Genomic DNA, 26,064 nt, shown 5'->3' with positions numbered 1-26,064 from the left:
CCTCGCCGACACCCACGGCAACGTCATCCATCTCGGTGAACGTGAGTGCTCCCTGCAGCGCCGCCACCAGAAGGTCATCGAGGAGGCGCCCTCGGCGCTGCTCGACGCCGACACCCGTGCCCGGATCGGCGAGGCGGCCTGCGACGCCGCCCGCAGCGTCGGCTACACCGGCGCGGGCACCGTCGAGTTCATCGTCTCGGCCCACAAGCCCGACGAGTTCTTCTTCATGGAGATGAACACCCGGCTGCAGGTCGAGCACCCGGTCACCGAACTGGTCACCGGAATCGACCTGGTGGAGCAGCAGATCCGCGTGGCCCGCGGCGAAATCCTCGGCTTCGCCCAGGACGACATCACGCTCACCGGCCACGCCATCGAGGCCCGCGTGTACGCCGAGGATCCCACCCGTGGCTTCCTCCCCACGGGCGGCACCATCGAACACCTCGTCCACCCGGACACCGCGTCGGGCAGCGGCATCCGCGTCGACTCCGCCATGCTCGGGGGCCTGCGTGTCGGCAGCGACTACGACCCGATGCTCGCCAAGATCATCGCGCACGGCAGCGACCGCGAGGAGGCCCTCGAACGCCTCGACCAGGCGCTGGCACACACCCGCGTCCTCGGTGTCGTCACGAACATCGACTTCTGCCGCTTCGTGCTCCGGCAACAGGCCGTCGTCGACGCCGAGCTCGACACCGAACTGCTCGACCGTCTGGTCGCCGACTACGCGGTGCCGCAACCCTCCCCGGAGGCTCAGGTCCTCGTCGGCCTCGCCCGCATCGGGACCCGGGACCGCGGTGACGTCTGGTCGTCGGCGGTCGGCTGGCGCGTCGGCGAACCGGCCCCGGTGATCACCAGGCTCGTGAGCGGCGGACACCACTCCACCGTGTCGATTCGCGTCGAACACGCTGATGCACAGTCGATCTCGGGATCGGCGACCGTGGTCACCGAGGGTGGTGACGGGGCCGAGGGTGAGTCGTGGACCGCCGATGTCGTCTACCTCCCCGCACAGTCGGGTGACGGCCGCGAATCCGACCGGCTCATCGTCGACGGGATCAGCCAGTCCTGGTCGTCGACGCTGATCGGCGAATCCTGGTGGGTGTCGGGGCCGTCCGGCGCCTGGGTCCTCGATCTCGCCCGTCCGCTGCTCGACGAGGCCGCCGACGATCGGGCCGGCGAGATCGCCAGCCCGATGCCCGGCACCGTGGTCGCCGTCGGAGCCGCATCGGGCGACGAGGTGAGCAGCGGCGCGGCGGTCGTGGTCGTCGAGGCGATGAAGATGGAACACGCGCTGACCGCACCCGTCGACGGAACCGTCGACATCACGGTGAAGGTGGGTGACAAGGTGGATGCCGGACAGATCCTCGCCGTGGTCACCCCCGCGGAGAGCCGGGAGCCCGTTCCCGCTCCCTGACCACTCGCTCCCTGAGGTGCGAGGAGCGCAAGCGACGAGCCACGAAGGGCTCGGAACAGAACAGATCGAATCGAAGCTACAAGAGTGAACAGGACTCTCATGGAACTCACGCAGGAGTACACCGACCTCATCGAGACGGTGCGCGACTTCGCGCAGACCGTGGTGGCACCGGTGGCCGCGAAACACGATGCAGACCACACCTTCCCGTACGAGGTCATCGCCCAGATGGGCAAGATGGGCCTCTTCGGGCTGCCGTTCCCCGAGGAGTACGGCGGCATGGGCGGCGACTACTTCGCGCTGGCTCTCGCACTCGAGGAGCTCGGCAAGATCGACCAGTCGGTCGCCATCACCCTCGAGGCCGGCGTGAGCCTGGGTGCGATGCCGATCTACCGGTTCGGCACCGAGGAGCAGAAGCAGCAGTACCTGCCCGACCTCACCGCCGGTACCGCGCTCGCCGGTTTCGGCCTGACCGAGCCGGGTGCCGGCTCCGACGCCGGGGCCACCGCGACCACCGCCCGCGATGACGGTGACTCGTGGATCATCAACGGCGGCAAGCAGTTCATCACCAACTCGGGCACCGACATCACCTCGCTGGTCACCGTCACCGCGGTCACCGGGGTCAAGGAGAACGGCAAGAAGGAGATCTCGACGATCATCGTGCCGTCGGGAACCCCCGGCTTCACCGCCGAACCGGCCTACAACAAGGTCGGGTGGAACGCCTCGGACACCCACCCGCTCACGTTCACCGATGTGCGCGTGCCCAAGGAGAACCTGCTCGGCGAACGCGGCCGCGGCTACGCCAACTTCCTGTCGATCCTCGACGAGGGTCGCATCGCGATCGCGGCGCTCGCGACCGGTGCGGCGCAGGGCTGCGTCGACGAGAGCGTCAAGTACGCCAAGGAGCGCCAGTCGTTCGGCAAGCCGATCGGCGAGTACCAGTCGGTGTCCTTCGCCATCGCGCGGATGGAGTCCCGGGCCCACGTCGCGCGCACCGCGTACTACGACGCGGCGGCGAAGATGCTGGCGGGCAAGCCCTTCAAGAAGGAGGCGTCGATCGCCAAGTTGGTCGCCAGCGAGGCGGCCATGGACAACGCGCGCGTCGCCACCCAGATCCACGGCGGCTACGGGTTCATGAACGAGTACCCAGTCGCCCGTCACTACCGAGACTCGAAGATCCTCGAGATCGGCGAGGGCACCACAGAGGTGCAGCTCATGCTCATCGCCCGGGAGCTGGGTTTCGCATGAGCGACAACGACCAGACACCCGTGAACCGGGTCGTCCAGCGCGGCCTGTGGTTCGAGGAGTTCACCGAGGACACCCTCTACGAGCACCGACCCGGACGCACCGTGACCGAGGCCGACAACGTGTTGTTCACGACGCTCACCATGAACACCCAGGCGCTGCACCTCGACGCCGCGTGGTCGGCGCAGCAGCCCGGTTTCGGGGGTCAGCGCCTGATCAACTCCATGTTCACGCTGTCGACGATCGTGGGCCTCTCGGTCAGCCAGCTGACACAGGGCACACTGGTGGCCAACCTCGGTTTCTCCGAGGTTGCGTTCCCCGCGCCGCTGTTCGCCGGTGACACCCTCTACGCCGAGACACTGTGCACCGGTAAACGCGAATCCCGGTCGAGGCCGGGGGAGGGCGTGGTGAACTTGACCCACATCGGACGCAATCAGCACGGCGAGGTCGTCGCGCGAGCGGCGCGGGCCACGTTGGTGCGCAAGAAACCTACGGAGTGACGACGATGTTCTTCGACGGACCCGCCGACAATTCGCTCGTGAGCGGATCGAGCCTGGGCGATTCCCAGTTGTCCAACGCCTGGCTGCCCGCCGGGCCCGCACTGCTGTTCTGCCCCGCAGACCGGCCCGAGCGCTACCAGAAGGCCCTCGATCGAGCCGACGTCGTGATCCTCGACCTCGAGGACGCGGTCTCGCCGGAGAACCGCGCCGCGGCGCGGGAAGCGTTGATCGCCAACCCGATCGACCCGGACCGCACCATCGTGCGGATCAACCCGGCCGGTACCGGCGACTACCGGCGTGACCTGGCCGCGGTCTCCGAGACGAACTACCGGGTCGTCATGCAGGCCAAGTCGGAGGACGTGGCGTCGATCCTGGACACCGCGTTCCAGACGATCGCGCTGATCGAGACGCCGCTGGGTGCCACCCGCGCCAACGACATCGCCGCCACGTCGAACTGCATCGGCCTCATGTGGGGCGCCGAGGATCTGGTCGCCGGACTCGGCGGGACGTCGAGCCGGTTCGGGCCCGACGAACCGCGGCCCGGCGAATACCGTGACGTCGCCGCGTGGGTCCGGTCGATGGTCCGCATCGCGGCTGCGGCACACGGCAAGTTCGCCGTGGACTCGGTGCACCTCGACATCGACGACGTCGACGGCCTCGTCGCCGAGGTACGCGATGCGGTGGCCCTCGGTTACACCGCGACCGCCTGCATCCACCCGTCGCAGGTCGAGCACATCCGCGCCGGCTACCAGCCCTCCGAGGAGGCGATCGCGTGGGCGCACAAGGTCATCGACGGCTCCGCCGAACACGGCGGCGGGGTCTTCAGCCTCGACGGTCAGATGATCGACGGGCCGGTGCTCCGGCAGGCGGAGGTCGTGCTGTCCCGCGTGACCGAACGGCCCGACGCCGACGCCGACGCCGACGCCTGATCCCGCTGCGCCGAACCGCCTTCCGACACCCCTCGTTTCCCCGACACCACCGAGAGACCGGAGCCCGCTCATGAGCAATGACGCTCACGCCCAGAACCTCGCACACACCCGCGGGCCGCAGAATCCTGCTCTGCTGACGGACACCATCGGCACGACCCTGGCGCGGACCGTCGAGAAGTACGCCGACCACGTCGCGCTCATCGACGCCGCCATCGGAAGACAGTGGACCTACGCCGAATTCCACCGCGACGTACGGGCACTGGCAGCGGGCCTGCTGCGGCTGGGCGTGGCCAAGGGGGACCGGGTCGGACTGTGGGCGCCCAACCGGTTCGAGTGGGTGCTCGTCCAGTACGCCACCGCCGAGATCGGTGCGATCCTGGTCAACCTCAACCCCGCCTACCGGCAGAACGAGGTCGAGTACGCACTGAAGCAATCCGGCACGAGCGTCGTCCTCGCGGCCGAACGGTTCAAGGACTCCGGATATGCGTCGATGCTGGCGGAGGCGCGTCCGCACTGCCCGGACCTGCGGGAGGTGGTGACGTTCGAGTCCGCAGCGTGGGCCTCGATGACCGCCGCCCCCTCCGGCGAGGAGCTGGCACGCGTCGCCGAGATCGCGGCGTCGCTGTCCGCCGACGACCCGATCAACATCCAGTACACCTCGGGCACAACGGGATTCCCCAAAGGTGCGACGCTGTCGCACCGCAACATCGGGAACAACGGCTACCTCGTCGGTGAGCTGCTCGACTACACCGCCGACGACCGCATCTGCCTGCCCGTGCCGTTCTACCACTGCTTCGGCATGGTGATGGGCAACCTCGCCGCCACGAGTCACGGTGCGGCCATGGTGATCCCGGGCCCCGCTTTCGATCCGAAGGCCACGCTCGACGCGGTCGCCGAACATCGCTGCACCAGCCTCTACGGCGTGCCGACGATGTTCATCGCCGAACTCGCACTGCTCGACGCGGCTCCGGACGGCTATGCGCCCGACCTGTCGTCGCTGCGCACCGGCATCATGGCCGGCTCGCCGTGCCCCGAGCAGGTGATGCGTCAGGTGGTCGATCGGATGCACATGAACGAGGTCTCCATCTGCTACGGCATGACCGAGACATCACCGGTGTCCACCCAGACCAGGGTCGACGACCCGCTCGAACTCCGGGTCACCACCGTGGGTCAGGTCGGCCCGCATCTCGAGATCAAGATCGTCGCGCCCGGTACGGGGGAGACGCTCGGCCGCAACGAGACCGGTGAGCTGTGCACGCGCGGCTACTCGGTGATGACCGGCTACTGGAACGATCCGGAGAAGACCGCCGAGGCCATCGACGCCGAGGGGTGGATGCACACCGGCGATCTCGCCGAGATGGACGACGCCGGTTACGTCCGCATCACCGGCCGGATCAAGGACATGGTGATCCGGGGCGGCGAGAACATCTACCCGCGCGAGATCGAGGAATTCCTCTACACCCATCCCGACATCCTCGACGCCCAGGTCATCGGTGTCCCCGACGAGAAGTACGGCGAAGAACTCATGGCGTGGATCCGCCTCCGCGACCACGCCACCGATCTCACGGCGGAGGACGTGCGAGCCTTCGCCGACGGCAAGATCGCACGGCACAAGATCCCCCGATACGTCCACGTGGTCAAGGAATTCCCGATGACCGTCACCGGCAAGGTCCGCAAGGTCGCGATGCGCGAAGAGGCCACGCACATCCTGGAGGACCTGCGATGACCGGTGCCGGGATCGAGCGGTTCAGCCGGCACGTGGAGAACCGGTTCGGCGTGGACGCCGCGGATTACGACCGGTTGTGGTCCTGGTCGGTGGAGCAGCCGGCACAGTTCTGGCGAGCCCTGTGGGAGTTCTTCGACCTCGACGCCCTGGCCGCCGAACCTCTCGCCGAGGGCGACGCCGCCGTGCTCGCCGACCCGAGTATGCCCGGCGCGCAGTGGTTCCCGGGTGTTCGGCTGAACTACGTGAGCCAGATCCTGCGGCACGCCGACCTGCCGGGCGCCGCCGTCGTCGGACTCGACGAGGCCGGGGAACGCACCGAGATCGCCTGGTCGGAACTCCCCGGCATGGTCGCCTCCCTGGCCGCGACGCTGCGGGCACAGGGGATCGGCACCGGCGACGTCGTGGCCGCCTACCTGCCCGACATCCCCGAGGCGGTCGTCGCCTTCCTCGCCACCGCCAGCCTCGGCGCCATCTGGTCGGGTTGCGGCCAGGACTATGCGCCGCAGGGTGCCGCGAGCCGGCTCGGTCAGCTCCGGCCGAAGGTCCTGTTCAGCGCCGCGGGATACCGGTACGGCGGCAAGGACATCGACAAGCGTTCGGACAGCGCCGAACTCGCCGGCCTGCTGGCGGAACTCGTCGCGCACATCACGATCGGCGGCGACGCGGGCGAGCCGACGGGGGACAGCACGACGCGGGTCGACTACGCCGACGCGCTCTCCGCGGAGGCCGGTGACGCGGCACCGGTGCTCGTGGACTTCGACCATCCCCTCTGGGTGCTGTTCAGCTCGGGCACCACCGGCCGTCCGAAGGGCATCGTCCACGGGCACGGCGGCGTCGTCGTCGAGCACCTCAAAGCCGGTGCGCTGCATGGAGACCTGTCGTCGGACGATGTCTTCTTCTGGCAGACCGCACTCAGCTGGATGATGTGGAACTACCAGGTCGCCGGCCTCCTCTGTGGTGCGCGGATCGTCTGCTACAGCGGTTCGCCGCTCCATCCGGACGCCGACAAGCTCTGGCAGATCGTCGCCGACGAGAAGGTCACCTACTTCGGCACCTCGCCCGGGCAACTCCAGGCCTCCCGAAAGGCCGGCCTCGAACCGGGCCGCGACCACGATCTGTCGGCGCTTCGGGCCCTGGGCAGCACGGGATCCTCGCTCGCCGCCGACCTCTTCACCTGGGTCGACGACCACGTGAAGCGGGGGCTACCGATCTCGTCGATCAGCGGCGGCACCGACATCGTGTCGGCCTTCGCCGGCGGATCGGTCGGGGTGCCGGTGGTACCCGGCGAATTGTCGGTGCGCTATCTCGGTGTTGCGCTGGAGAGTTGGGCGCCGGACGGTACACCGCTCGTCGGTGAGGTCGGCGAGCTGGTCGTCACCGCACCGATGCCGTCGATGCCGGTGCACTTCTGGGACGACCCGGACGGCACGCGTTACCGCGCCGCCTATTTCGACCACGAGTGGGAAGGGCCGACCACCCATCCCGACGGGTCGGTCTGGCGGCACGGCGACTGGGTCACCGTGACCGAACGCGGCTCCCTGGTCATCCACGGCCGCAGCGATGCGACGTTGAACAGGCACGGAATCCGCATGGGATCGGCCGACATCTACGAGGTCGTGGAGTCGCTCGACGAGATCGCGGAGGCCTTCGTCCTCGGCGTGGACGGACCCGACGGCGCCTACTGGATGCCGCTGTTCGTCACCCTCGTCCCCGGTGCCGTACTCGACGACGCCCTCACCGCGCGGATCGCCGCCGCGGTCCGCGACCGACTGTCGAAACGCCATGTGCCCGATGAGGTCATCGAGGCCCCGGGCATCCCGCACACGCGCACCGGGAAGAAACTCGAGGTTCCGGTCACGGCGATTCTGGCCGGCCGGTCGGAGGTCAACATCGATCCCAAGTCGGTCGACGACTACTCGCTCGTCGACTGGTACGCCGAACAGGGCCGGGCTCATCGCTGGTGACGGCTGTGCACGACCGCGGCCCGACATCGTCGGACATCGGTAGCGTGGGCGGTGTCGTCGACGGCAGACGTCGAAAGGTCCATATGACCCGCCGGTCACATGTACTACCGTGGGCCGGGTGTTGTGCCCGTCGGGGCGGTGACGGCCGATGCCGTCACCACCGGCGCGCGACCTGAGCCAGATAACCCAGACGAGCCGACCAGGAGATCGCCAATGACGTATCCAACGGGGGGCTACGGGCAACAGCCCGAGTCCGGACAGTCCCACGGCCAGTACGGCCAGCAGTACCCGCAGAGCGGTCAGCAGAGTTACGGGCAGAGCCCCCAGCAGGGCTACGGACAGCAGTACGGTCAGAATCCGCAGCAGGGTTACGGCCAGCAGTACGGACAGCAGCAGGGCTACGGCCAGCAGCAGTACGGCCAGAATCCGCAGCAGGGCTACGGACAGTACGGCTACGGCCAGCAGCAGCCGGTGAAACCGCCGAGCCAGGGTCTGCCCGCGATCACCCCGACGATCCTGGCCGGTGTCATCGGTCTGTTCGGTCTCGTCGTGCTGTTCTCCGGCTTCCTCGCCGCCGCACGGGCCTATGACTTCTCGGTGGAGCTGTTCCAGACGCCGTTCAACGCCCCGTACGCGCTCGTCGCCGTCGCCGGTGTCCTGGCGCTCATCTCGTTGATCCCGGGCGTCAAGGTCGCGGCGGCTCCGATCGTCGCAGCGCTGACCATTCCGGCCTTCCTGATCACGCTGTTCCTGTTCCTCAGCGTGGACAACAACGCCTCCGGCGCCATCGTCCTGCTGATCTTCTCGCTGCTGTCGGCGCTCCTCGCGATCGTGTGGCTGCTCGTCGAAGCCGACGTCGTCAAGGTGGCTCCTGCGCTCGCGGCCCCCTCGTCGGCCACGGGACCGATCACGGCCGCGACGTCGGGCACCGACGCCTCGGCAGGCCAGCAGGGCGCCGGTCACGGCGACGCGCAGGCCTCCGCGTACGGCGCAGGCAGCGGCCAGTCGCAGTACGGGCAGCAGTCCTCGGCGAACTACGACCCGTCGGCGTACTCGCAGGCTCCCGGCACCGGCCAGAGCTACTCGAGCGCCCAGTCCGGCCAGGCATCGGCACCGGGTGAGTCCGGATACGGCGGTTACACCCCGGGGCAGTACTCGGCAGGCGCCTCCGGTGCGTCGTCCGGTGCTGCGCAGTCGGGTGGCGCCTCCGCGAGTGAGTCCGAGGCCGGCCAGGCCGCCGATCACTCGACCACGGTCTTCCAGAAGCCCGAACCGCCCACCAGTAGCGGTAGCTGATCCAGACACCGAGAGTGCCCCGTCGACACGCGTCGGCGGGGCACTATCGATTCCGGGCACTGTCGTTCTCAAGCGCGTGTCCGCGGTGACCTGAGACGCTTTCCGTCTCATCGCGGCGCGTCTCCGACGGCCCGGCGGCCGACCATGCCACGCTCATGACGATGCCCACCTTCAGGCCCGACTCGACCGCGGACAACCTCGCGTCGCAGCTGCGTGCGCTGCGACGATCCCGTCGTGCCCAGCGCAACGACGTCGAGGGTTCGGCCCGGCAGCTGGCCGTGGTCGCGTTCACCGTTCCCGCGCTCGCCCTGGTCACGCTCATCGTCGTGATGCTGACGGTGCTGCTGCTCGCGGGCAGCGGACTCACCGGCCTGCCCAGTGCGATCGCCTCGAGCTGGCTGGCGATCCACCAGGTGCCGGTCACCATCAGCGGGGTCACGATCGGTGTCCTGCCGTTGCTGCCGACCCTGGTCGTCGCGATCGGCACCGCCCGTCTCACGGCCCGCGCGATCGGTGGGAGCGGACCGAGGCAACGATCGGCACACGACCTGTTCGACGTCGGGGCGGTGGTGTGTTCGGCGATCGTGGGCCCGCTCCTGATCACCGCGATGTCGCTGGCGATCGTGATGGACGGCGGATCGGTGCTGCCGGTGCAGACGCCCAATGCGCTGATCGCCTTCGCCTACACGATCGGCATCCACGGCGGAGCCGCGCTGGCCGGTGTCACGTGGGTCCGACGACACGACTTCGCGGCCCGGTGGGGGATGTCCTACGCCGACCGCCGCGGCTTCCGATACGGCCTCGTTGCCGTTCTGGCCCTCGTGGTGGCCGGCGCGGTCCTGGTGTGCCTGCGCATGCTGATGCGGCACACCCAGATCGGCGAGCTGATCGACACCGGCTATGACTTCGACGGCTTCCTCGGGCTCAGCCTGCTGTCCCTGATGTATCTGCCGAACCTGATGATCGGCGCGACCGCGGTCCTCGTCGGCTCCGATGTGCAGATCGGTGCGATGACCGTCGACCTGTTCACCGTCCGCGGTGGAGCGGTCCCGCCCGTACCCGCCCTCGCGGTCCTGCCCGAGGGCACCGGTGCGGGCAGCTGGGGCTTCCTCGGCCTGATCGCCCCCGCCGCCGTCGCGGCCTTCGTGGGCTGGCGCTGCCGCGACCTGAACCCGGTCGCCCATGTGCGCTCGATCGGCGTAGCCGCCGCCGTCGCCGCCTCGGCCATGGCGATCCTGACCGCGGCCGCCGGCGGAACCCTGGGCGAGTTCGGCGACGTCGCGGTCACCGTCTCCGCGGCCGGCGTCTTCACGCTCGGCTGGATCGCGGTCATCGGCATCCTCCTCGCGATCGTCTACGCCTTCCTACCGTCGACCCGGGCCGCCCGCGCCGCAGTGGGGGACGAGTACTTCGACGACCCCGACGACCTCGGCTTCGAAGACGAATACGTCATCGTCGCCGACCTCGACGAGGACGACGAATACGTCGAGTACACCGACGCCGACGGAGAGTACGACGAGGCCGACGGTGACGACGGCGAGTACGAGGACGGCGAGTACGAGGAAGCGGAGTACGAGGACGCCGTCTACGAGGACGGCGGGTTCGAGCCCGCCGCAGCCGACGACGCCGCGCCGTCGGCCAACCGGATCCCGGCCGAGGATCTCGACGACAGCGACCTCGTCGACGACGCCGACTATGACCTCTACCCGGGAACACCCGGTGCCGGCCGTCGGCGCTGAGACCCGCCGATCCCCGCTCGACGTGCTGCTATTAGGCTCGCAGGCGTGACATCTGAGACCGCGCCCGTACGAACACCCGTCGTGGTGATGGCGTCGGGTACCGGTTCTCTGCTCGAGTCGCTGCTCGCCCGCGCCGCCGCCGACGATGCCCCGTTCACTGTCGCGGCCATCGTCGTCGACCGCGTCTGCCGGGCCCAGGAGATCGCGCATCGCAACGAGATCCCGCTGATCACCTGCCGCGTCGCCGACCACGCCGACCGCGCCGCGTGGGACGCCGCGCTCACCGAGGCGGTCGCCGCCGTCGATCCCGGCTGGGTGGTCACCGCGGGCTTCATGAAGATCCTGGGTTCCGCGTTCCTCGAACGCTTCGGTGGACGGATCGTCAACAGCCATCCCGCCCTGCTGCCGGCATTCCCCGGGGCACACGGTGTGCCCGAGGCACTCGACTACGGCGTCAAGGTCACCGGTGCGACCGTCCATCTCGTGGACGAAGGCGTCGACACCGGCCCGATCCTGGCGCAGCAGGTGGTCACGGTCGACGACGACGACACCGTCGACACCTTGCACGAACGCATCAAGACGGTCGAGCGCGTGTTGCTCGCCGAAGTGGTGACCGCACTGGTCACCCGTGGAGTAGTCATCGATGGACGAAAGGCCCGCATCCCGTGAACGCACAGCCCGCTGACAGCGCCCGCCGACCCATTCGGCGCGCGCTGGTGAGTGTCTACGACAAGAGCGGCCTGGCCGATCTCGCGACCGCACTCCAGGCCGCCGGTGTGGAGATCGTCTCGACGGGATCGACCGCCAAGACCATCGCCGACGCCGGTGTCCCGGTCGTGGAGGTCTCGACGCTGACCGGCTTCCCCGAGTGCCTCGACGGCCGTGTGAAGACCCTGCACCCCAAGGTGCACGCCGGCATCCTCGCCGACACCCGCAAGGACGACCACGTCTCGCAGCTCGCCGAATTGGGTGTCGCCGCTTTCGATCTCGTCGTCGTCAATCTCTACCCGTTCACCGCCACCGTCGCCTCGGGCGCGACCCCCGACGAGTGCATCGAACAGATCGACATCGGCGGCCCGTCGATGGTGCGCGGCGCGGCGAAGAACCACCCATCGGTGGCTGTCGTGACCAGCCCCGCCGACTACGGACGGGTGACCGAGGCTATCTCGGCCGGCGGGTTCACTCTTACGGACCGGAAGAAGCTGGCCGCCAAAGCGTTCCGCCACACCGCCGACTACGACGTGGCCGTCGCCTCGTGGATGTCGAGTGTCGTCGCCCCCGAGGACGACTCGCAGTTCCCGATCTGGGCCTGTGCCACCTGGAACCGTTCGGCCGTCCTCCGTTACGGCGAGAACCCGCACCAGGCCGCCGCTCTCTACGTCGGCAACGCCGGGGAAGGTGGCCTCGCCACCGCCGAGCAGTTGCACGGCAAGGAGATGAGCTACAACAACTACACCGACGCCGACGCCGCATGGCGCGCCGCCCACGACTTCGAGGCCCCGGCGGTTGCGATCATCAAGCACGCCAACCCGTGTGGCATCGCGGTCGGCGCCGACATCGCCGACGCGCACCGCAAGGCCCACGCCTGCGACCCGGTCAGCGCCTACGGCGGCGTGATCGCGGCGAACCGCGAGATCACCGTCGAGATGGCCGAACAGGTTGCCGAGATCTTCACCGAGGTCATCGTCGCGCCGGGCTTCGCCGACGGCGCCCTCTCGGTCCTGACCCGTAAGAAGAACATCCGCGTGCTGATCGCGACACCGCCGTCGGCGACCGGGGTCGAGACCAAGCCGGTCTCGGGTGGTCTGCTGATCCAGCAGCGCGACGTCATCGACGCCGAGGGCGACAACCCCGAGAACTGGAACCTCGTCGCCGGCCCGCCGGCTGACGCCCAGACCCTCGCGGATCTCGAATTCGCTTGGCGCGCCTGCCGTTCGGTGAAATCGAATGCCATCCTGCTGGCCGCCGACGGCGCCTCGGTAGGCGTCGGCATGGGCCAGGTCAACCGTGTCGACTCCGCTCACCTCGCCGTCCAGCGGGCCGGCGATCGCGCGGCCGGCTCCGTCGGCGCGTCGGATGCCTTCTTCCCGTTCCCGGACGGTCTGCAGGTGCTGCTGTCGGCGGGCGTCAAGGCTGTCGTGCAGCCGGGCGGGTCGATCCGTGACAACGAGGTCATCGAGGCGGCCAACGAGGCGGGCGTGACGCTCTACCTCACCGGGGCACGCCATTTCGCTCACTGACCTCGCACTACTGGTCGTCGCCGGCTTCGGCGCGGGCCTGATCGGATACATCACCGGGCTGGCGTCGATCGTCAGCTATCCCGCACTCCTCGCGGTCGGTCTCACCCCGATCGCGGCGAACGTGACCAACACGGTCGCACTCGTCGCGGTCGGGGTGGGCAGCACCGCCCAGTCGGGGAGGGCCCTGCTCGACGGCGACCGACGCCGCCTCGTCATCGGGCTGATCGCCGCCCTGATCGGCGGGACCATCGGTGCGGTACTGCTTCTCCTCACACCCGCCGAGGCCTTCGAGGCGCTGGTCCCGTTCCTGGTGGCCATCGCCGCCACAGCCCTTCTCGTGCAACCGGTTTTGCGGCGGTGGGCGACGTCGCACGCCGAACGCCCCTGGGTTTTCATCGTCGGGCTGACGCTGATCTGTATCTACGGCGGTTACTTCGGGGCCGGTGCGGGCATCATGATCCTGGCCCTGATGCTGGTGGTCACCAGCGAGCCGCTCTGGCGTGCGGCACTGTCGAAGTCGCTGTTCCTCGGCGTCGCCAATGCGGTCGCCGCGGTCGGCTTCATGATCTTCGGGCCCGTCGACTGGTGGGCGGCCCTCGCGATGGCCATCGGCTGTCTGCTCGGCGGCTGGTGCGGCCCACCGGTCGTCAAACGCCTGCCCGCCGGTCCGCTGCGGATCGTGGTCGGACTGTGCGGTCTCGGCCTCGCGGTGTGGCTCGCGGTCGGCTGAGCGTCGCGTCGCCGCCGCGGGGTGTTTTCCTCACCCTGGGCGCAACCCTGTCCGAGCGGTCGACGGGAGATTAAAAAGTACGGGTGTCCGTTCTCGTCCTGTCTTTCCCGCACCACGACTGCTCGTCGAGCATGTCGTGTACCGGGCCGGCGGACGGAACGGAGTCGATGCATCTGATGACGGTCCACTCGATGAACTGGTCCGACGGATCCCACCACGGATCCCCGCCGGCGGCTGTTGCTCCTCGCCACCACCAGTCATCCCCGAGAAGGAACCCTCATGACCATCTCCCATCCCGTTTCTGACGTCCGCGCCACTGCTGTTCGGACTTTTGCTGCTCGGACCGCCGCTCCGGCCGCCGGCATCGTCTCCTCGGGCGTCGAGCTCGACGTCGATGAGTTCGGCCCCACCTTCGGTGCCGAGATCCGCGGTCTCGACGTCGCGACGGCCTCGGACGACGAGGTGCGGGCCATCCGTCAGGCGTTGATCGACTACAAGGTCATCGTGCTGCGGAACCAGGATCTCGACGACGCGTCGCACATAGAGTTCGGAAACCGGCTGGGTGACCTCACCTTCGGACATCCGGTGTGGGACAGCGGGGACGTGCCCGACGAGGTCTACGAACTCGACAGCGCCGACAACGGATTCGCCGACGTGTGGCACACCGACGTGACGTTCATGCCGCGTCCGCCGATGGGTTCTATCCTGCGTCCGGTCGTGCTGCCGCGCAACGGTGGTGACACCAACTGGGCCGACGCCGAACTCGCGTATCAGTCGCTGTCCGAGCCGATCCGACGCCTCGTCGACGGGCTGACGGCCGTGCACGACGGCAGCCGCGAATTCGGCTACTACCTCAAGCAACGTCGCGACGGACGCGGAAACACCTGGGACGGCAAAGAAGTCACCGAGCTCGTGCCGGTGAGTCATCCGGTGGTGCGGGTGCATCCGGAGACCGGCCGCAAGTCGCTGTTCGTCAACCCGGGCTTCACCTCGCACATCGAGGGCGTCTCGGAGGCCGAGAGCCGTGGCATCCTCGACCTGCTCTACGCACACATCACCAAGCCCGAGCACATCGTCCGCCACCGCTGGCGTCTCGGCGACCTGGTGCTGTGGGACAACCGCAACACCTTGCACTACGCCAACCGCGACTACGGCGACAACCGCCGGGTCATGCACCGCATCACGCTGCGCGGTGACGCGCCCGTCGGACCTGCCTGAGCCGCCTGCCTGAGCACTGACCCGAGATCCCGCTGCTGTTCTGCCCGCTGACCGGGCCGAACAGGCAGCGGGATTTTTCTTGCCCTCTTATTCAACCAAGGGGTTGACAACGGTTCCGGACGGGCGCATCGTTGTATTCAACCGAACGGTTGAGGAGGACGGGGAATGGCAGACGAGCTGTCCAAGGTGTTCGCCGCACTCGCTGACCCCACCCGACGCGACATGGTCGCGCGACTGGCGGTGTCCGACGCGACGGTCTCCCAGCTCGCCGAACCGTACGACGTCAGCATCCAGGCGGTCTCCAAGCATCTGAAGGTGCTCCAGGACGCCGGCCTGGTCACCCGAACCCGGGAGGCCCAGAAACGTCCGGTCCATCTGGAAGCAGAGGTGTTCGACCTCATGACCAAGTGGATCGAGCGATACCGACAGCGGGCGGAGGAGCGCTACCAGCGCCTCGACGCACTGCTCGCGGAGATGAACGACGGCCCCGAGGCGGAACGTCCCGAGGTCGAGCACGAGAAGACAACCAGGAAAGGAAAGGCGTCATGAGCACCACCGCAACCCGCTACCCCGAGGCCGCGATCGAAGCCGACAAGGAGGTGCCGATCATCCGGATCACCCGCGACTTCCGAGGCACCCCGGCCCAACTCGTCAAGCTCCACACCGATCCCGAACTGTTCGTCCGCTGGAACGGTCCGGATTCGGTCTCCAGCCGGGTCGTCGAATGGGATGCCCGCGACGGTGGCGCCTGGCGATACGTGTCGACCCACGAAGGGCAGGACCACGAGTTCCGTGGCTGCTTCCACACCATCGGCGAGGACAAGATCGTGCAGACCTTCACGTGGATGGGGATGCCGGACCAGGTGTCGCTGGAGACGATGTGGTTCGAGGATCTCGGCGACGGAACCACCCGCCTGCACGCCCAATCCCTGTGCGACAGCTTCGCCGACCGCGACGCCTGGTTGTCGTCGGGGATGGAGGTCGGCGTCAACGAGGGGTACGCCGCCCTCGACAAGTTGCTCGAGTCCGGCGAGGTCTGAACCGTGTCGCTGACCGAACTCGACCCCGCCGACCGGCATCGGGAGGTCGCGGCCGGATTCGCCGACGTGATCGCAGGCGTCTCCGACTGGGATGCCCCGACGCCGGTCGACGGGTGGGTCGCTCGTGACGTCGTGGCCCACCTCGTCGACTGGTTCACCGGGTTCCTCGACGCCGGCGGTGTGCGGTTGCCGGGAGGTCCTTCGGTCGCGGACGATCCCGCGGGGGCATGGTCGGCGCATGCGGCCGCCGTGCAGGGTCTGCTCGACGGCCGGTCGGCGGGGGAGACGTTCACCCACCCGATGGCAGGGGAGCACCGCCTCGCCGACGCGGTCGACCGGTTCTACACCGCGGACGTGTACATGCACTCCTGGGATCTCGCCCGGTCGCAGGGCGTCACCCCGGACCTCGACCCCGGCTACGCCGGGATGCTGCTCGACGGGATGATCCCCATCGACGAGCTGCTGCGGAGCTCGGGGCAGTACGGGCCCGCGGTCGAGGTGCCGGCCGACGCCGACGCCGTCAGCCGCCTGATGGGCTTCGTCGGTCGCGACCCGGCCTGGTCGCCGGGCCCCGGTCCCTCCGCCGGCTGAGCCCCGGTTCCCCTGCCGGCTGAGCCTCGTCGAAGCCCGTACGGCACGCACGCACATCACAACTCGGAGTAGCGTGGATCACGTGCCAGAGGACAACTTCACCACCCATGGTTCTCAGTCGACCGAAACCCGCCACCCGTCACCCCGCACCCTGGGTGAACTGCGTGCCGGCGGCCACGTGCAGCGCAGCGTGCGCGACGAGATCCGCAACAACCTGCTGACCGCTCTCCGCGAGGGCCGCGACCCCTGGCCGGGGATCGTCGGCTTCGAGGCCACCGTCATCCCGCAGCTCGAACGTGCGCTCATCGCCGGCCACGACGTCGTCATGCTCGGTGAGCGCGGCCAGGGCAAGACCCGCATCCTGCGCACCCTCGTCGGACTCCTCGACGAGTGGACGCCGGTGATCGCCGGTTCCGAGCTCGGCGAGCACCCGTACGAGCCGATCACCCCGGCGTCGATCCGCAAGGCCGCCAACCTGCTCGACGATCTGCCCATCGAATGGCGGCACCGTTCGCAGCGGTACAGCGAGAAGCTGGCCACCCCGGACACGTCGGTGGCCGACCTCGTCGGCGACATCGACCCCATGAAGGTGGCCGAGGGTCGCAGTCTGGGTGATCCGGAGACCATCCACTTCGGCCTCATCCCGCGCGCACACCGCGGCATCGTCGCGATCAACGAACTCCCGGATCTCGCCGAGCGCATCCAGGTGTCGATGCTCAACGTGATGGAGGAGCGCGACATCCAGGTCCGTGGCTACACGCTGCGGCTCCCACTCGACGTGCTCGTGATGGCGAGCGCGAACCCGGAGGACTACACCAACCGCGGACGCATCATCACCCCGCTGAAGGACCGATTCGGCGCCGAGATCCGTACGCACTACCCGCTCGAACTCGACGACGAGGTCGCCGTCATCGAGCAGGAGGCCGACCTCACCGCGAGTGTCCCGACGTTCATCACCGAGATCCTGGCACGCTTCACCCGCTACGCCCGCGACCACCCGTCCATCGACCAGCGGTCGGGTGTCTCCGCTCGCTTCTCGATCGCAGCCGCCGAAACCGTTGCCGCAGCGGCACTTCACCGCGCGGCGGTCACCGGCGAGGAGCAGGCTGTCGCGCGCGTCGTCGACCTCGAGTCGGTGGTCGAGGTGCTGCGCGGCAAGATCGAGTTCGAGTCCGGCGAAGAGGGGCGCGAACTGGAGATCCTCGAGCACCTCATGCGCAAGTCCGTTGCCGACACCGTCCGCGCGCACCTCGGCGGGATCGACATGGCAGCGCTCGTCGACGCGCTGGAGAACGGTGAACCGGTCGTGACCGGCGACCGTGTCCGGGCCGGCGATTTCCTGGGTTCGATCCCGTCCCCGGAGACCACCGGCGCCGTGCTCGACGCGATCGCCGAGCGTCTCGACGCCGACATCGAGGGCGAGCGGGCGAGTGCCGTCGAATTGGCACTCGAGGGTCTGTTCCTGGCACGTCGGATCGGCAAGGAAGCCGACGAGGCCGGCCAGACCATCTACGGCTGAGGGAGAACACATTGGCGCGCAAGAGCTTCCATCGTTCGCGCTACCAGCGGTACACCGGCGGGCCCGATCCGCTCGCCCCGCCGGTGGATCTGCGCGAGGCGCTGGAGACGATCGGCGACGACGTCATGGCCGGTGCGTCGCCGCAGCGTGCCCTCCGGGAGTTGCTGCGCCGCGGCACCCCGAACATGCGCGGCCTCGACAAGCTCCGGGAACAGGTCAACCGACGCCGGCAGGAACTGCTGAAGAAGCGAAACCTCGACGGCACGTTCGCCGAGATCCGCGAACTGCTCGACCGCGCGGTCCTGGAAGAGCGCAAGCAACTCGCCCGCGACCTCGACGACGATGCGCGTTTCGCGGAGATGCAGATCGGCAGCCTGCCACCGTCGACCGCGCAGGCCGTCGAAGAGCTGTCGGAGTACAACTGGCGCAGCCCGCAGGCCCGGGAGGACTACGAGAAGATCAAGGACCTCCTCGGCCGCGAGCTGCTTGACCAGCGGTTCGCCGGCATGAAGGAGGCGCTCGAAGGCGCCACCGAGGCCGACCGGCAACGGGTCTCGGACATGCTCAAGGACCTCAACGAGCTACTCGAGGCGCACAACCGCGGCGAGGACACGTCGGAGAAGTTCGACGAGTTCATGGACTCCCACGGAGATTTCTTCCCGGAGAACCCGCGTAACACCGAGGAACTCATCGACTCGCTGGCACAACGGGCCGCGGCGGCCCAGCAGTTCTACAACTCGCTGACCCCGGAGCAGCAGGCCGAGCTGGATCAGCTGGCGCAGCAGGCCTTCGGTTCGCCGGACCTGATGAGTCAACTCGCGCAGATGGATTCGCAGCTGCGCGCGGCACGACCGGGGCTCGACTGGGACAACGCGCAGTCGTTCTCCGGAGACCAGCCGATGGGACTCGGGGAAGGTGCCGCAGCTCTGCGCGACATCTCGGAACTCGAAGCGTTGTCCGAGCAGCTGTCCCAGCAGTACGCCGGCGCCCAGATGGACGACATCGACCTCGACGCACTCGCCCGCCAGCTCGGCGACGAGGCCGCCGTCGATGCACGGATGCTCGCTGAACTCGAGAAGGCGTTGTCGGAGCAGGGCTTCTTCGATCGCACCGCCGACGGTCAGCTTCGCCTGAGCCCCAAGGCGATGCGTCAGCTCGGTCAGTCGATCTTCCGCGACATCGCCGAGCAGCTGTCGGGGCGACGCGGCGACCGCCAGACCCGGCAGACCGGGCTCCTCGGTGAACCCACCGGGGCAAGCCGGGAGTGGGAGTTCGGCGACACCGACCCGTGGGACGTCACCCGCACGGTGTCGAATGCGGTGTTGCGCACCGTCTCCGAGACCACGGAACCGTCGCTCGCGACGACGGAGATGGCGCGCTCAGGTGTGCGGATCGACGTGCGCGACGTCGAGGTCGCCGAGACCGAGAGCCGCACCCAGGCGGCGGTCGTGCTCCTCGTCGACACCTCGTTCTCCATGGAGATGGAGGGTCGCTGGACGCCGATGAAGCGCACCGCGATCGCGTTGAACCATCTGATCTCCACCCGGTTCCGCAGCGACGAACTGCATCTCATCGCCTTCGGCCGCTACGCTCGCTCCATCGACATCGCCGAACTGACCGGCTTGCAACCGCGTATGGAACAGGGCACCAACCTGCACCACGCGCTGCTGCTCGCGCAGCGACACCTGCGTCGCTTCCCGAACGCACAGCCGGTGGTCCTGGTGGTCACCGACGGCGAACCCACCGCCCACCTCGACCCCAGCGGCGAGCCGTTCTTCTTCTATCCGCCGCACCCGCAGACGATCGCGTTGACGGTGCGCGAACTCGACCACGTGGCCCGGCTCGGTGCACAGGTCACGTTCTTCCGCCTCGGCGAAGACCCCGGCCTGGCGCACTTCATGGACCAGATCGCCCGCCGGATCGGTGGTCGCGTCGTCGCGCCCGACGTCGACGGTCTCGGTGCCGCGGTGGTCGGTGACTACCTGAAGTCGCGGAAGGGACGTCGACGCGGCTGATCGTCGGGGTCGGCTCAGGGTGGAAATCAGGGTGGTCGGGGCGCGGTGTGGCCACTAGGGTTTCCTGATGTGACCTCCTCCGGCGATCTACCCGTACCCGACGATCGACGGGCGCGTCTGCGTGCTGCCGACGCCGATCGGGAACTGGTACACGAAATCCTGTCCGCAGCCATGGCCCACGGCAGCCTCTCCCTCGTCGAGTACGAGGAGCGCGCGGGAAAAGCGGTGATGGCCAAGACCTTCGGTGATCTCGACGAGCTGACCGACGACCTCCCGGTCGCGCAGCTCGGCGTGGCGATGCCGGCGTCGTCGATGTCACCGGGCCCGCGGGTGACCGGCGGGAGCTCCGACGTCGCGGTGCGCCATCGGCTGGCGATCATGTCGGGCAGCGAGCTGTCGGGGACCGCGGTGGTCGCCGACGCCCTCACCGCCACGGCGATCATGGGCGGCGTCGAGATCGACCTGCGCGAGGTCGAGTTCACCGCACCCGTTCTCACCATCGAATGCGTCGTGATCATGGGTGGCGTGGAGGTGAAGGTTCCGGAAGGCGTGACCGTCGAGGTCGGCGGACTGGGGATCATGGGCGGCTTCGGCGGCAAGTCGCAGAAGTCGCCGCGCCCGGGCGCACCTGTCGTGCGCGTGACCGGGTTCGCGCTGATGGGCGGCGTCGAGGTGAAGGTCGTGCCGCGCGAACATCCTGACGCGTGAGGTGCCGTCCGGCGCGGCAGGACCTCAGGCGAGCAGTAGAGCGATGACGGCGATCGCCGGGATCGATGCGAGCGTGGTGATCAGCGCGGTGTCCCGGGCGATGATCTGTCCCCGCCGGTAGCGGGTGGCGTAGACGAGGACGTTCTGGGCCGTCGGCAGCGCGGCGATCACGACCTGGGCGAACAGCGCCTCACCCGTCTGGCCGAAACCCCATTTCGCGATCGCGTACACGGTCAGCGGCATCACGATCATCTTCAGAACTGCGGCGAGAGCGATGTCGCGGCGCGGACTCTCACCCTTCTTGAACACCTGGACGCCGGTCAGCGACATCCCGAAAGCCAGCAGTGCCGCCGGCACCGATGCGTCGCCGAGCATCTTCAGCGGCGACATCACGGCCGCCGGCGGCATCAGCCCGAGCACCGACACGATCAGTCCGGCGATCCCGCCGACCACGATCGGGTTGGTCATCGGGGCGATCAGCGAATTGCGGACGAGGGAACGGCCGGCAGTGGGTTCGAGGGCGGTGAGGTCGAGCGTCACCAGCGCGATCGGCGACAGGATGAGGATCTGGAACATCAGCAGCGGCGCGATGAACGACGCGTCGTCGAGGACGAAGATCGCAATCGGCAGACCGAGATTGACGCTGTTGACATACGACGACGCGAGCGATCCGATGACCAGTTCCGGGACGGGGCGTCGTAGCCACAGCTTGGCGATGACGAGATAGATGCCCGCGATGAGGAATGCGCTGCCGCCGGCGATGACCAGCGTCGAGGAGAAGATCACCGACAGATCCGAGGTGACCAGCGAATGGAACAGCAGTGCCGGAGTGAAGACGAAGAACACCAGGCGGGACAGGACCTCGTGCGCGTGGTCGCCGAGCACGTGCGTCCGACCCAGTAGATAGCCGACCCCGACTACTATGAAGATCACCGTGAAGCCGGAGATGACGCCAGACACCGCTCGAGTCTATTCATTAGGGTGAGGAACGGATTTATCGGATCGAACGAGGGGGTTGCGGGTGTCATATCCACCAGGACAGGGATCGGGCCAGGGCCAGGACGACTGGGGGACGGTGCCGGGTTCCGGGTCCTCGGGAGGATCGCAGCCCGGAGGATCGGGTCCGAACCTCAGCAAGGGTGATCAGGGGCAGACCTCCCCGGACTACGCGCCGACCGAGTTCGCGCAGACCTACCAGCCGGGCCAGTCGTCGGATCCGCAGGGCCAGAATCCATACGGGCAGAATCCGTATGGACAGAACCCCTACGAACAGAACCCCTACGGGCAGAACCCGTATGAGCAGAACCAATACGGTCAGCCCCAGGGCCAGGACCCGTACAACGCGAATCCGTACGGTCAGCCGCCGGGTGCGAACTACGGCCAGTACGGCGACCCGTACCAGGCCGGTCAGGCGCCCGCCTACGGGTCGGCCGCGTACGGCGCCCAGAATCCTTATGGCGCTGCGCCTTACGGCGGGTACGGCTACGGCGCGCCGCAGACCTCCACCAACGGCAAGGCGATCGGCGCACTGATCTGCGGCATCGTCGCCCTGGTGATGCTTGCCGCCTGTTTCCCGCTGGCGCTGCCGCTCGGCATTGCGGGCGTCGTCCTCGGGTTCATGGCCCGACGCGAGGTCGAGCAGTCGGCCGGAACTCAGACCGGTACCGGTATGGGACTGGCCGGGATCATCACCGGCGGGTTGGGAATCCTGGGTGCGATCGTGTGGATCGTGCTCTTCATCATCCTGATCGCCGCAGGCAACTCGATGGACTCCGTCTACTACTACTGAACGAATTTCGGGCCGATCTGAGCCTGCGATCGTCGACTTCAGCCCAGTTCGACGCGTTTTCTCACTACTCTGTGATCTGCGCAGCCATCGCGCCGCGCACGAACGATCCTCGCGCCGCGACGACGCACGGCTTGTGAAAGGCATCTGATGTCGAACCCGACCGGAGGCGGGGATCCGCAGGATCCGTCCTCCACACCCCAGTCCCAGTCGGATCAGGTGCCGCCGGGTTCGGCACCCGATCCGAATCAGCCCACGTACGAGCCGACGCAGAAGGTGTCGCGGGCGGAACTCCTCGGCCAGTCTGACGAAACCGGTTCGGAGGAGACCACCGAGCCGGTGCAGTCGACCCCGGGCACGACCACGCCCCTGACCTCCACACCGGGCGCCGGCCCGGAGGGCACCGAGGTCGCGCCGTCGCACAGCCCGGCCGACGGCGTCACCCGCGTCATCAGCACCGCGGGCGCATCCGGCCAGACGCCTCCCGTTCCGCCCGCGCACGCCGGACCGCCCGGTCCGGCGCCATCGGGGTACGACTCGACGCGCATCATCTCGACGCGGCCGCCGGGTGGGCCCGCCGGACCCGGTGGACCTGCCGGACCGGGTGGCCCACCGCAGCCGGGCTACGGCCCGCCGCCCGGATATGGGCAGCAGGGTTACGCGCCGCCGGGTACCGGGCAGCCAGGGCCCGGGCAGCCAGGGCCCGAACAGCCGCCGCCCGGGTACGGCGGGCCCGGACCGTCGGGCTACGGGCAAACGGGACATGGGCAGCCGGGACCTGGGCAGCCGGGACTTGGGCAGCCGGGGCCCGGACCGCAGGGTCGGCCCGGGTACGGTCCGCCGCCGGGTCACCAGTCATACGGACAGCAGCCACACGCCCAGTCGCCGGCGGGGGAGCAGCACGCCGTCGACAATCCCTACGGCGAGAATCAGGCCGACGGAACCCCGAAGACCAACACTCTCGCGGTGGCGGCGCTGGTCGCCTCGCTGCTCGGTCTCGTGTGCATCGGCATCGGCGGTCTGATCGGGCTCGTGCTGGGCGTCGTCGCGCGCAAACAGATCGCGGCGTCGGGCGGCAAGCAGACCGGCGACGGCCTCGCGCTGACCGCCATCGTCATCGGCCTGTTCATCGTCGTCGTGTGGCTGGCGTACTGGCTGGTCGTACTGTTCACCGGCGTCGAAAGTCCCTGGTCATACATATGACGCGGACCTGCGAACCGAGGCCTTCGACCGCCATTTTGGAGCTGGGCGGTCTCGCCAGGTAGTCTGGTCGGGTTGTGTGCCGCGCCCGCGGGGGCCGATTGGCGCACTGACTCGGGTCGATCGGTGACGCTCTGCGTTGCCAACGGCCACGCAGACCACGTAGGAGAAGGGCTCAACCATGGCTGTACCGAAGCGCCGGATGTCGCGGGCGAACACCCGTAGCCGTCGTTCGCAGTGGAAGGCGGAAAACCCCGCACTGCAGGAAGAAAAGGTCAACGGCGTCCCCGTGCGGATTCCGCGTCGACTCGTGAAGGCCGCTCGCGCGGGCATCATCGATCTGGATCGTCGCTAGCCTTTTCCGGTTGCCGCCTCGGCACCGCGATTTTCACATGGACGGCCGTCCCCGGTTACCCGGGGGCGGCCATTCGTGTGTGGTCCGCGGGGTCGGTGCGCCCGGGTCGTGAGAGGAGTGGAAGGTGCTTCTCGACGTCCTGAACTTCGCGGGTATCGCGGTGTTCGCGGCCTCGGGTGCGATGGTCGGCGTCCGCAAGGACTTCGACATGTGGGGCATCGTCACCGTCGGAGTGCTCACCGGTGTCGGCGGCGGTGTCCTGCGTGACGTGTTGCTCGGCATCAACCCGCCCACCTCGGTCGAGAACTACGGCAACGCGCTGACCGCCACGATCGCCAGCCTGCTCGTCTTCGCCTTCCACCCCGCATTCACCAAGCTCCGTAGGTCGATCCTCGTCCTCGACGCCTTCGGCATGGGTCTGTTCGCCGCGACCGGTGCGTCGATCGCGGTCGACGTCGGCGTGAGTTCCTTCGCCGCCACCGCCGTCGGGCTCATGACCGCCATCGGTGGGGGCGTCCTGCGCGACGTGATCTCCAACGAGATCCCACTGCTCCTCCAACCCGCCGACCTCTACGCGATCCCGGCCCTGCTCGGCGCCACCATCGTCGCGGTCGGCTCGTATCACACCCCAGTGCCCCAGTGGGTCTGGCTGACCGTCGGATCGATTCTCGCCACCGGCCTACGCCTCCTGGGCCTGAAGTTCGGCTGGCGCCTCCCGACCGCCCGGAACTGACCCGCCCGCAAACCCACCCCTTTTCGCCAAACCCACCACCCGCTGAGGTGCTGGGTTTGTCCATCTCTGGTGGGTTTGGGGAAAGGTGGGTCCAGACAGAGTCGCCGTGCGTCTGAATACGTATGGAGATTCCCACCGATCAGTTCGGACTGGCTCGCCGCGCGAGCATCGTCGGCACCCACACCTCGGACAAGGTGCTCCGGGGGAAGGTCGCATCCAAAGAACTGCACCGACTGTGGCCGGGCGCGATGGCCGACTTCGCGACAGTCGAGCAACTCGACGACGTGGAGAAGCATCGGCTCACGGTCGTGGCGGCCGCGAAGGCCGGCGACCCGAATCGCATCTTCAGCCATGTCTCGGCGGCCGCGATGCACCGATTGCCCCTGTTGTGGCCCGACCTGACCCGCGTCCACGTGACGTCGCCGAAGGTCGGCAAGCTGAGTGCACGCGTCGTCCGACACCAGGGCGCGGTGGACGCCGAAGACGTCGAAATCGTCGACGGCGTGACCGTCACCTCGATCGAACGAACGGCCTGCGATGTCGCGCGTCTCGGGACCAGCCGTCAGGCACTCGTCGTGCTCGATGCCGCGCTCCGTATGAAGGCCGACGCGGAACGGATGCAGGCGATCCTCGAGTCATGCCGACGCTTCAAAGGTGTCGAGATGCTGCGCCGCATGCTGCCGCATGCAAATGCACTCTCCGAGAGTGTCGGCGAATCCCTCAGTCGCGCAGTGATGCTCGACTTCTCGGATCTGCCCGTTCCGCAACAGCAAGTGCGGATCGTCGACGATCGCGGCGAGTTCATCGCACGCGTCGACTTCCTGCTGGCGGACAAGGTGATCGGCGAGTTCGACGGCTTGGTCAAGTACAACGGAACGTTCGATGGGAAGGCGGCCTGGCAAACCGTCGTCGACGAGAAGATCCGCGAGGACAAGCTTCGGGCGCAGGGTTATACGGTCGTCCGTTGGACGTGGAAGGACCTGCGCGACGAGGCCCGTTTCCACGCGACGCTGGTCAAGGCGCTTCGCGCGGCCGGCGTTGCCTGAACCCCGCAAACCCACCACCGATCGCCAAACCCACCGCCGACGGGGGTGCTGGGTTTGGCGAAAAGGGGTGGGTTTGCGG

Annotated in this window: 24 protein-coding genes; 23 read left to right on the top strand and 1 reads right to left on the bottom strand. The window is 68.2% G+C overall.

Going from position 1 to position 26,064, the window contains the following annotated elements:
* The 18 genes from OK17_RS14410 to OK17_RS14325 form a co-directional block, all read left to right on the top strand.
* Nucleotides 1-1,408: ATP-binding protein (locus OK17_RS14410; protein WP_461417853.1), on the top strand; the 1,408-nt coding region annotated here is incomplete at its 5' end.
* A 99-nt stretch (nt 1,409-1,507) separates the two neighbouring features.
* On the top strand, nt 1,508-2,653 hold the full coding sequence (locus tag OK17_RS14405; RefSeq protein WP_461417855.1) for an acyl-CoA dehydrogenase family protein: 1,146 nt from the start codon (nt 1,508-1,510) through the stop codon (nt 2,651-2,653).
* Nucleotides 2,650-3,150, top strand: a complete 501-nt coding sequence (locus OK17_RS14400; protein ID WP_232717933.1) for a MaoC family dehydratase — start codon at nt 2,650-2,652, stop codon at nt 3,148-3,150. The genes OK17_RS14405 and OK17_RS14400 overlap by 4 nt, the downstream gene beginning before the upstream one ends.
* 5 nt (nt 3,151-3,155) lie before the next feature.
* Complete coding sequence (locus OK17_RS14395; protein WP_461417852.1) at nt 3,156-4,079, top strand: HpcH/HpaI aldolase/citrate lyase family protein; 924 nt, start codon at nt 3,156-3,158, stop codon at nt 4,077-4,079.
* A 70-nt stretch (nt 4,080-4,149) separates the two neighbouring features.
* A complete protein-coding gene (locus OK17_RS14390; protein ID WP_461417851.1) occupies nt 4,150-5,805 on the top strand; it encodes an AMP-binding protein in 1,656 nt (551 codons plus the stop codon).
* The gene (locus tag OK17_RS14385; protein ID WP_461417850.1) at nt 5,802-7,769 is read left to right on the top strand and encodes an acetoacetate--CoA ligase; all 1,968 of its coding nucleotides are present in this window, start codon (nt 5,802-5,804) and stop codon (nt 7,767-7,769) included. The genes OK17_RS14390 and OK17_RS14385 overlap by 4 nt, the downstream gene beginning before the upstream one ends.
* A gap of 213 nt (nt 7,770-7,982) precedes the next feature.
* Nucleotides 7,983-9,065, top strand: coding sequence for a DUF5336 domain-containing protein (locus tag OK17_RS14380; protein WP_461417849.1), 1,083 nt, complete (start codon nt 7,983-7,985; stop codon nt 9,063-9,065).
* Nucleotides 9,066-9,226: 161 nt separating this feature from the next.
* On the top strand, nt 9,227-10,804 hold the full coding sequence (locus OK17_RS14375; protein WP_406567029.1) for a cell division protein PerM: 1,578 nt from the start codon (nt 9,227-9,229) through the stop codon (nt 10,802-10,804).
* Between the two features lie 45 nt (nt 10,805-10,849).
* A complete protein-coding gene (gene purN, locus OK17_RS14370) occupies nt 10,850-11,473 on the top strand; it encodes a phosphoribosylglycinamide formyltransferase (protein WP_232717927.1) in 624 nt (207 codons plus the stop codon).
* On the top strand, nt 11,470-13,044 hold the full coding sequence (purH, locus tag OK17_RS14365; RefSeq protein ID WP_461417848.1) for a bifunctional phosphoribosylaminoimidazolecarboxamide formyltransferase/IMP cyclohydrolase: 1,575 nt from the start codon (nt 11,470-11,472) through the stop codon (nt 13,042-13,044). The genes purN and purH overlap by 4 nt, the downstream gene beginning before the upstream one ends.
* Complete coding sequence (locus OK17_RS14360; RefSeq protein WP_461417854.1) at nt 13,031-13,774, top strand: sulfite exporter TauE/SafE family protein; 744 nt, start codon at nt 13,031-13,033, stop codon at nt 13,772-13,774. Before purH ends, OK17_RS14360 begins: the two co-directional genes overlap by 14 nt.
* Nucleotides 13,775-14,053: 279 nt before the next feature.
* Nucleotides 14,054-14,992 carry a TauD/TfdA dioxygenase family protein gene (locus OK17_RS14355; protein ID WP_232717925.1) on the top strand — a complete coding sequence of 313 codons (939 nt, stop codon included), beginning with the start codon at nt 14,054-14,056 and terminating at the stop codon, nt 14,990-14,992.
* A 165-nt stretch (nt 14,993-15,157) separates the two neighbouring features.
* Nucleotides 15,158-15,541 carry an ArsR/SmtB family transcription factor gene (locus tag OK17_RS14350; RefSeq protein WP_461417847.1) on the top strand — a complete coding sequence of 128 codons (384 nt, stop codon included), beginning with the start codon at nt 15,158-15,160 and terminating at the stop codon, nt 15,539-15,541.
* Entirely contained in the window at nt 15,538-16,032 is a 495-nt protein-coding gene (locus OK17_RS14345; RefSeq protein WP_232717923.1) for an SRPBCC domain-containing protein, read from the top strand. The genes OK17_RS14350 and OK17_RS14345 overlap by 4 nt, the downstream gene beginning before the upstream one ends.
* Before the next feature lie 3 nt (nt 16,033-16,035).
* The gene (locus tag OK17_RS14340; RefSeq protein WP_461417845.1) at nt 16,036-16,623 is read left to right on the top strand and encodes a maleylpyruvate isomerase N-terminal domain-containing protein; all 588 of its coding nucleotides are present in this window, start codon (nt 16,036-16,038) and stop codon (nt 16,621-16,623) included.
* Nucleotides 16,624-16,696: 73 nt separating this feature from the next.
* Complete coding sequence (locus OK17_RS14335; protein ID WP_461417844.1) at nt 16,697-18,142, top strand: sigma 54-interacting transcriptional regulator; 1,446 nt, start codon at nt 16,697-16,699, stop codon at nt 18,140-18,142.
* 11 nt (nt 18,143-18,153) lie between these two features.
* Entirely contained in the window at nt 18,154-20,157 is a 2,004-nt protein-coding gene (locus tag OK17_RS14330; RefSeq protein WP_461417843.1) for a vWA domain-containing protein, read from the top strand.
* A gap of 69 nt (nt 20,158-20,226) precedes the next feature.
* The gene (locus OK17_RS14325) at nt 20,227-20,865 is read left to right on the top strand and encodes a DUF1707 SHOCT-like domain-containing protein (protein WP_154883108.1); all 639 of its coding nucleotides are present in this window, start codon (nt 20,227-20,229) and stop codon (nt 20,863-20,865) included.
* 24 nt (nt 20,866-20,889) lie between these two features.
* Here OK17_RS14325 and OK17_RS14320 read toward each other — a convergent pair whose 3' ends face one another.
* Nucleotides 20,890-21,825 carry an AEC family transporter gene (locus OK17_RS14320; protein ID WP_461417842.1) on the bottom strand — a complete coding sequence of 312 codons (936 nt, stop codon included), beginning with the start codon at nt 21,823-21,825 and terminating at the stop codon, nt 20,890-20,892.
* A 61-nt stretch (nt 21,826-21,886) separates the two neighbouring features.
* Here OK17_RS14320 and OK17_RS14315 point away from each other — a divergent pair, with 61 nt between their 5' ends.
* The 5 genes from OK17_RS14315 (at nt 21,887) to OK17_RS14295 (ending at nt 25,985) form a co-directional block, all read left to right on the top strand.
* Nucleotides 21,887-22,654 carry a DUF4190 domain-containing protein gene (locus OK17_RS14315; protein WP_461417841.1) on the top strand — a complete coding sequence of 256 codons (768 nt, stop codon included), beginning with the start codon at nt 21,887-21,889 and terminating at the stop codon, nt 22,652-22,654.
* 147 nt (nt 22,655-22,801) lie between these two features.
* Entirely contained in the window at nt 22,802-23,854 is a 1,053-nt protein-coding gene (locus OK17_RS14310) for a DUF4190 domain-containing protein (protein WP_461417840.1), read from the top strand.
* 178 nt (nt 23,855-24,032) lie between these two features.
* Nucleotides 24,033-24,206 carry a 50S ribosomal protein L32 gene (gene rpmF / locus OK17_RS14305; protein ID WP_005193867.1) on the top strand — a complete coding sequence of 58 codons (174 nt, stop codon included), beginning with the start codon at nt 24,033-24,035 and terminating at the stop codon, nt 24,204-24,206.
* Between the two features lie 124 nt (nt 24,207-24,330).
* On the top strand, nt 24,331-24,939 hold the full coding sequence (locus tag OK17_RS14300) for a trimeric intracellular cation channel family protein (protein WP_461417839.1): 609 nt from the start codon (nt 24,331-24,333) through the stop codon (nt 24,937-24,939).
* 122 nt (nt 24,940-25,061) lie between these two features.
* Complete coding sequence (locus tag OK17_RS14295) at nt 25,062-25,985, top strand: type IV toxin-antitoxin system AbiEi family antitoxin domain-containing protein (protein WP_461417838.1); 924 nt, start codon at nt 25,062-25,064, stop codon at nt 25,983-25,985.
* Nucleotides 25,986-26,064: the final 79 nt, after the last annotated feature.

It is taken from the genome of Gordonia sp. GN26 (assembly GCF_054823965.1).
This window is presented reverse-complemented; position numbering and strand designations above follow the sequence as displayed.

What these genes read in the sequence shown, in the direction of transcription:
- OK17_RS14385 (WP_461417850.1), top strand. Translation starts at nt 5,802, where the DNA reads ATGACCGGTGCCGGGATCGAGCGGTTCAGCCGGCACGTGGAGAACCGG.
- OK17_RS14355 (WP_232717925.1), top strand. Translation starts at nt 14,054, where the DNA reads ATGACCATCTCCCATCCCGTTTCTGACGTCCGCGCCACTGCTGTTCGG.
- OK17_RS14350 (WP_461417847.1), top strand. Translation starts at nt 15,158, where the DNA reads ATGGCAGACGAGCTGTCCAAGGTGTTCGCCGCACTCGCTGACCCCACC.
- OK17_RS14400 (WP_232717933.1), top strand. Translation starts at nt 2,650, where the DNA reads ATGAGCGACAACGACCAGACACCCGTGAACCGGGTCGTCCAGCGCGGC.
- OK17_RS14345 (WP_232717923.1), top strand. Translation starts at nt 15,538, where the DNA reads ATGAGCACCACCGCAACCCGCTACCCCGAGGCCGCGATCGAAGCCGAC.
- OK17_RS14310 (WP_461417840.1), top strand. Translation starts at nt 22,802, where the DNA reads ATGTCGAACCCGACCGGAGGCGGGGATCCGCAGGATCCGTCCTCCACA.
- OK17_RS14395 (WP_461417852.1), top strand. Translation starts at nt 3,156, where the DNA reads ATGTTCTTCGACGGACCCGCCGACAATTCGCTCGTGAGCGGATCGAGC.
- OK17_RS14380 (WP_461417849.1), top strand. Translation starts at nt 7,983, where the DNA reads ATGACGTATCCAACGGGGGGCTACGGGCAACAGCCCGAGTCCGGACAG.
- OK17_RS14295 (WP_461417838.1), top strand. Translation starts at nt 25,062, where the DNA reads ATGGAGATTCCCACCGATCAGTTCGGACTGGCTCGCCGCGCGAGCATC.
- rpmF (WP_005193867.1), top strand. Translation starts at nt 24,033, where the DNA reads ATGGCTGTACCGAAGCGCCGGATGTCGCGGGCGAACACCCGTAGCCGT.
- OK17_RS14375 (WP_406567029.1), top strand. Translation starts at nt 9,227, where the DNA reads ATGCCCACCTTCAGGCCCGACTCGACCGCGGACAACCTCGCGTCGCAG.
- OK17_RS14405 (WP_461417855.1), top strand. Translation starts at nt 1,508, where the DNA reads ATGGAACTCACGCAGGAGTACACCGACCTCATCGAGACGGTGCGCGAC.
- OK17_RS14390 (WP_461417851.1), top strand. Translation starts at nt 4,150, where the DNA reads ATGAGCAATGACGCTCACGCCCAGAACCTCGCACACACCCGCGGGCCG.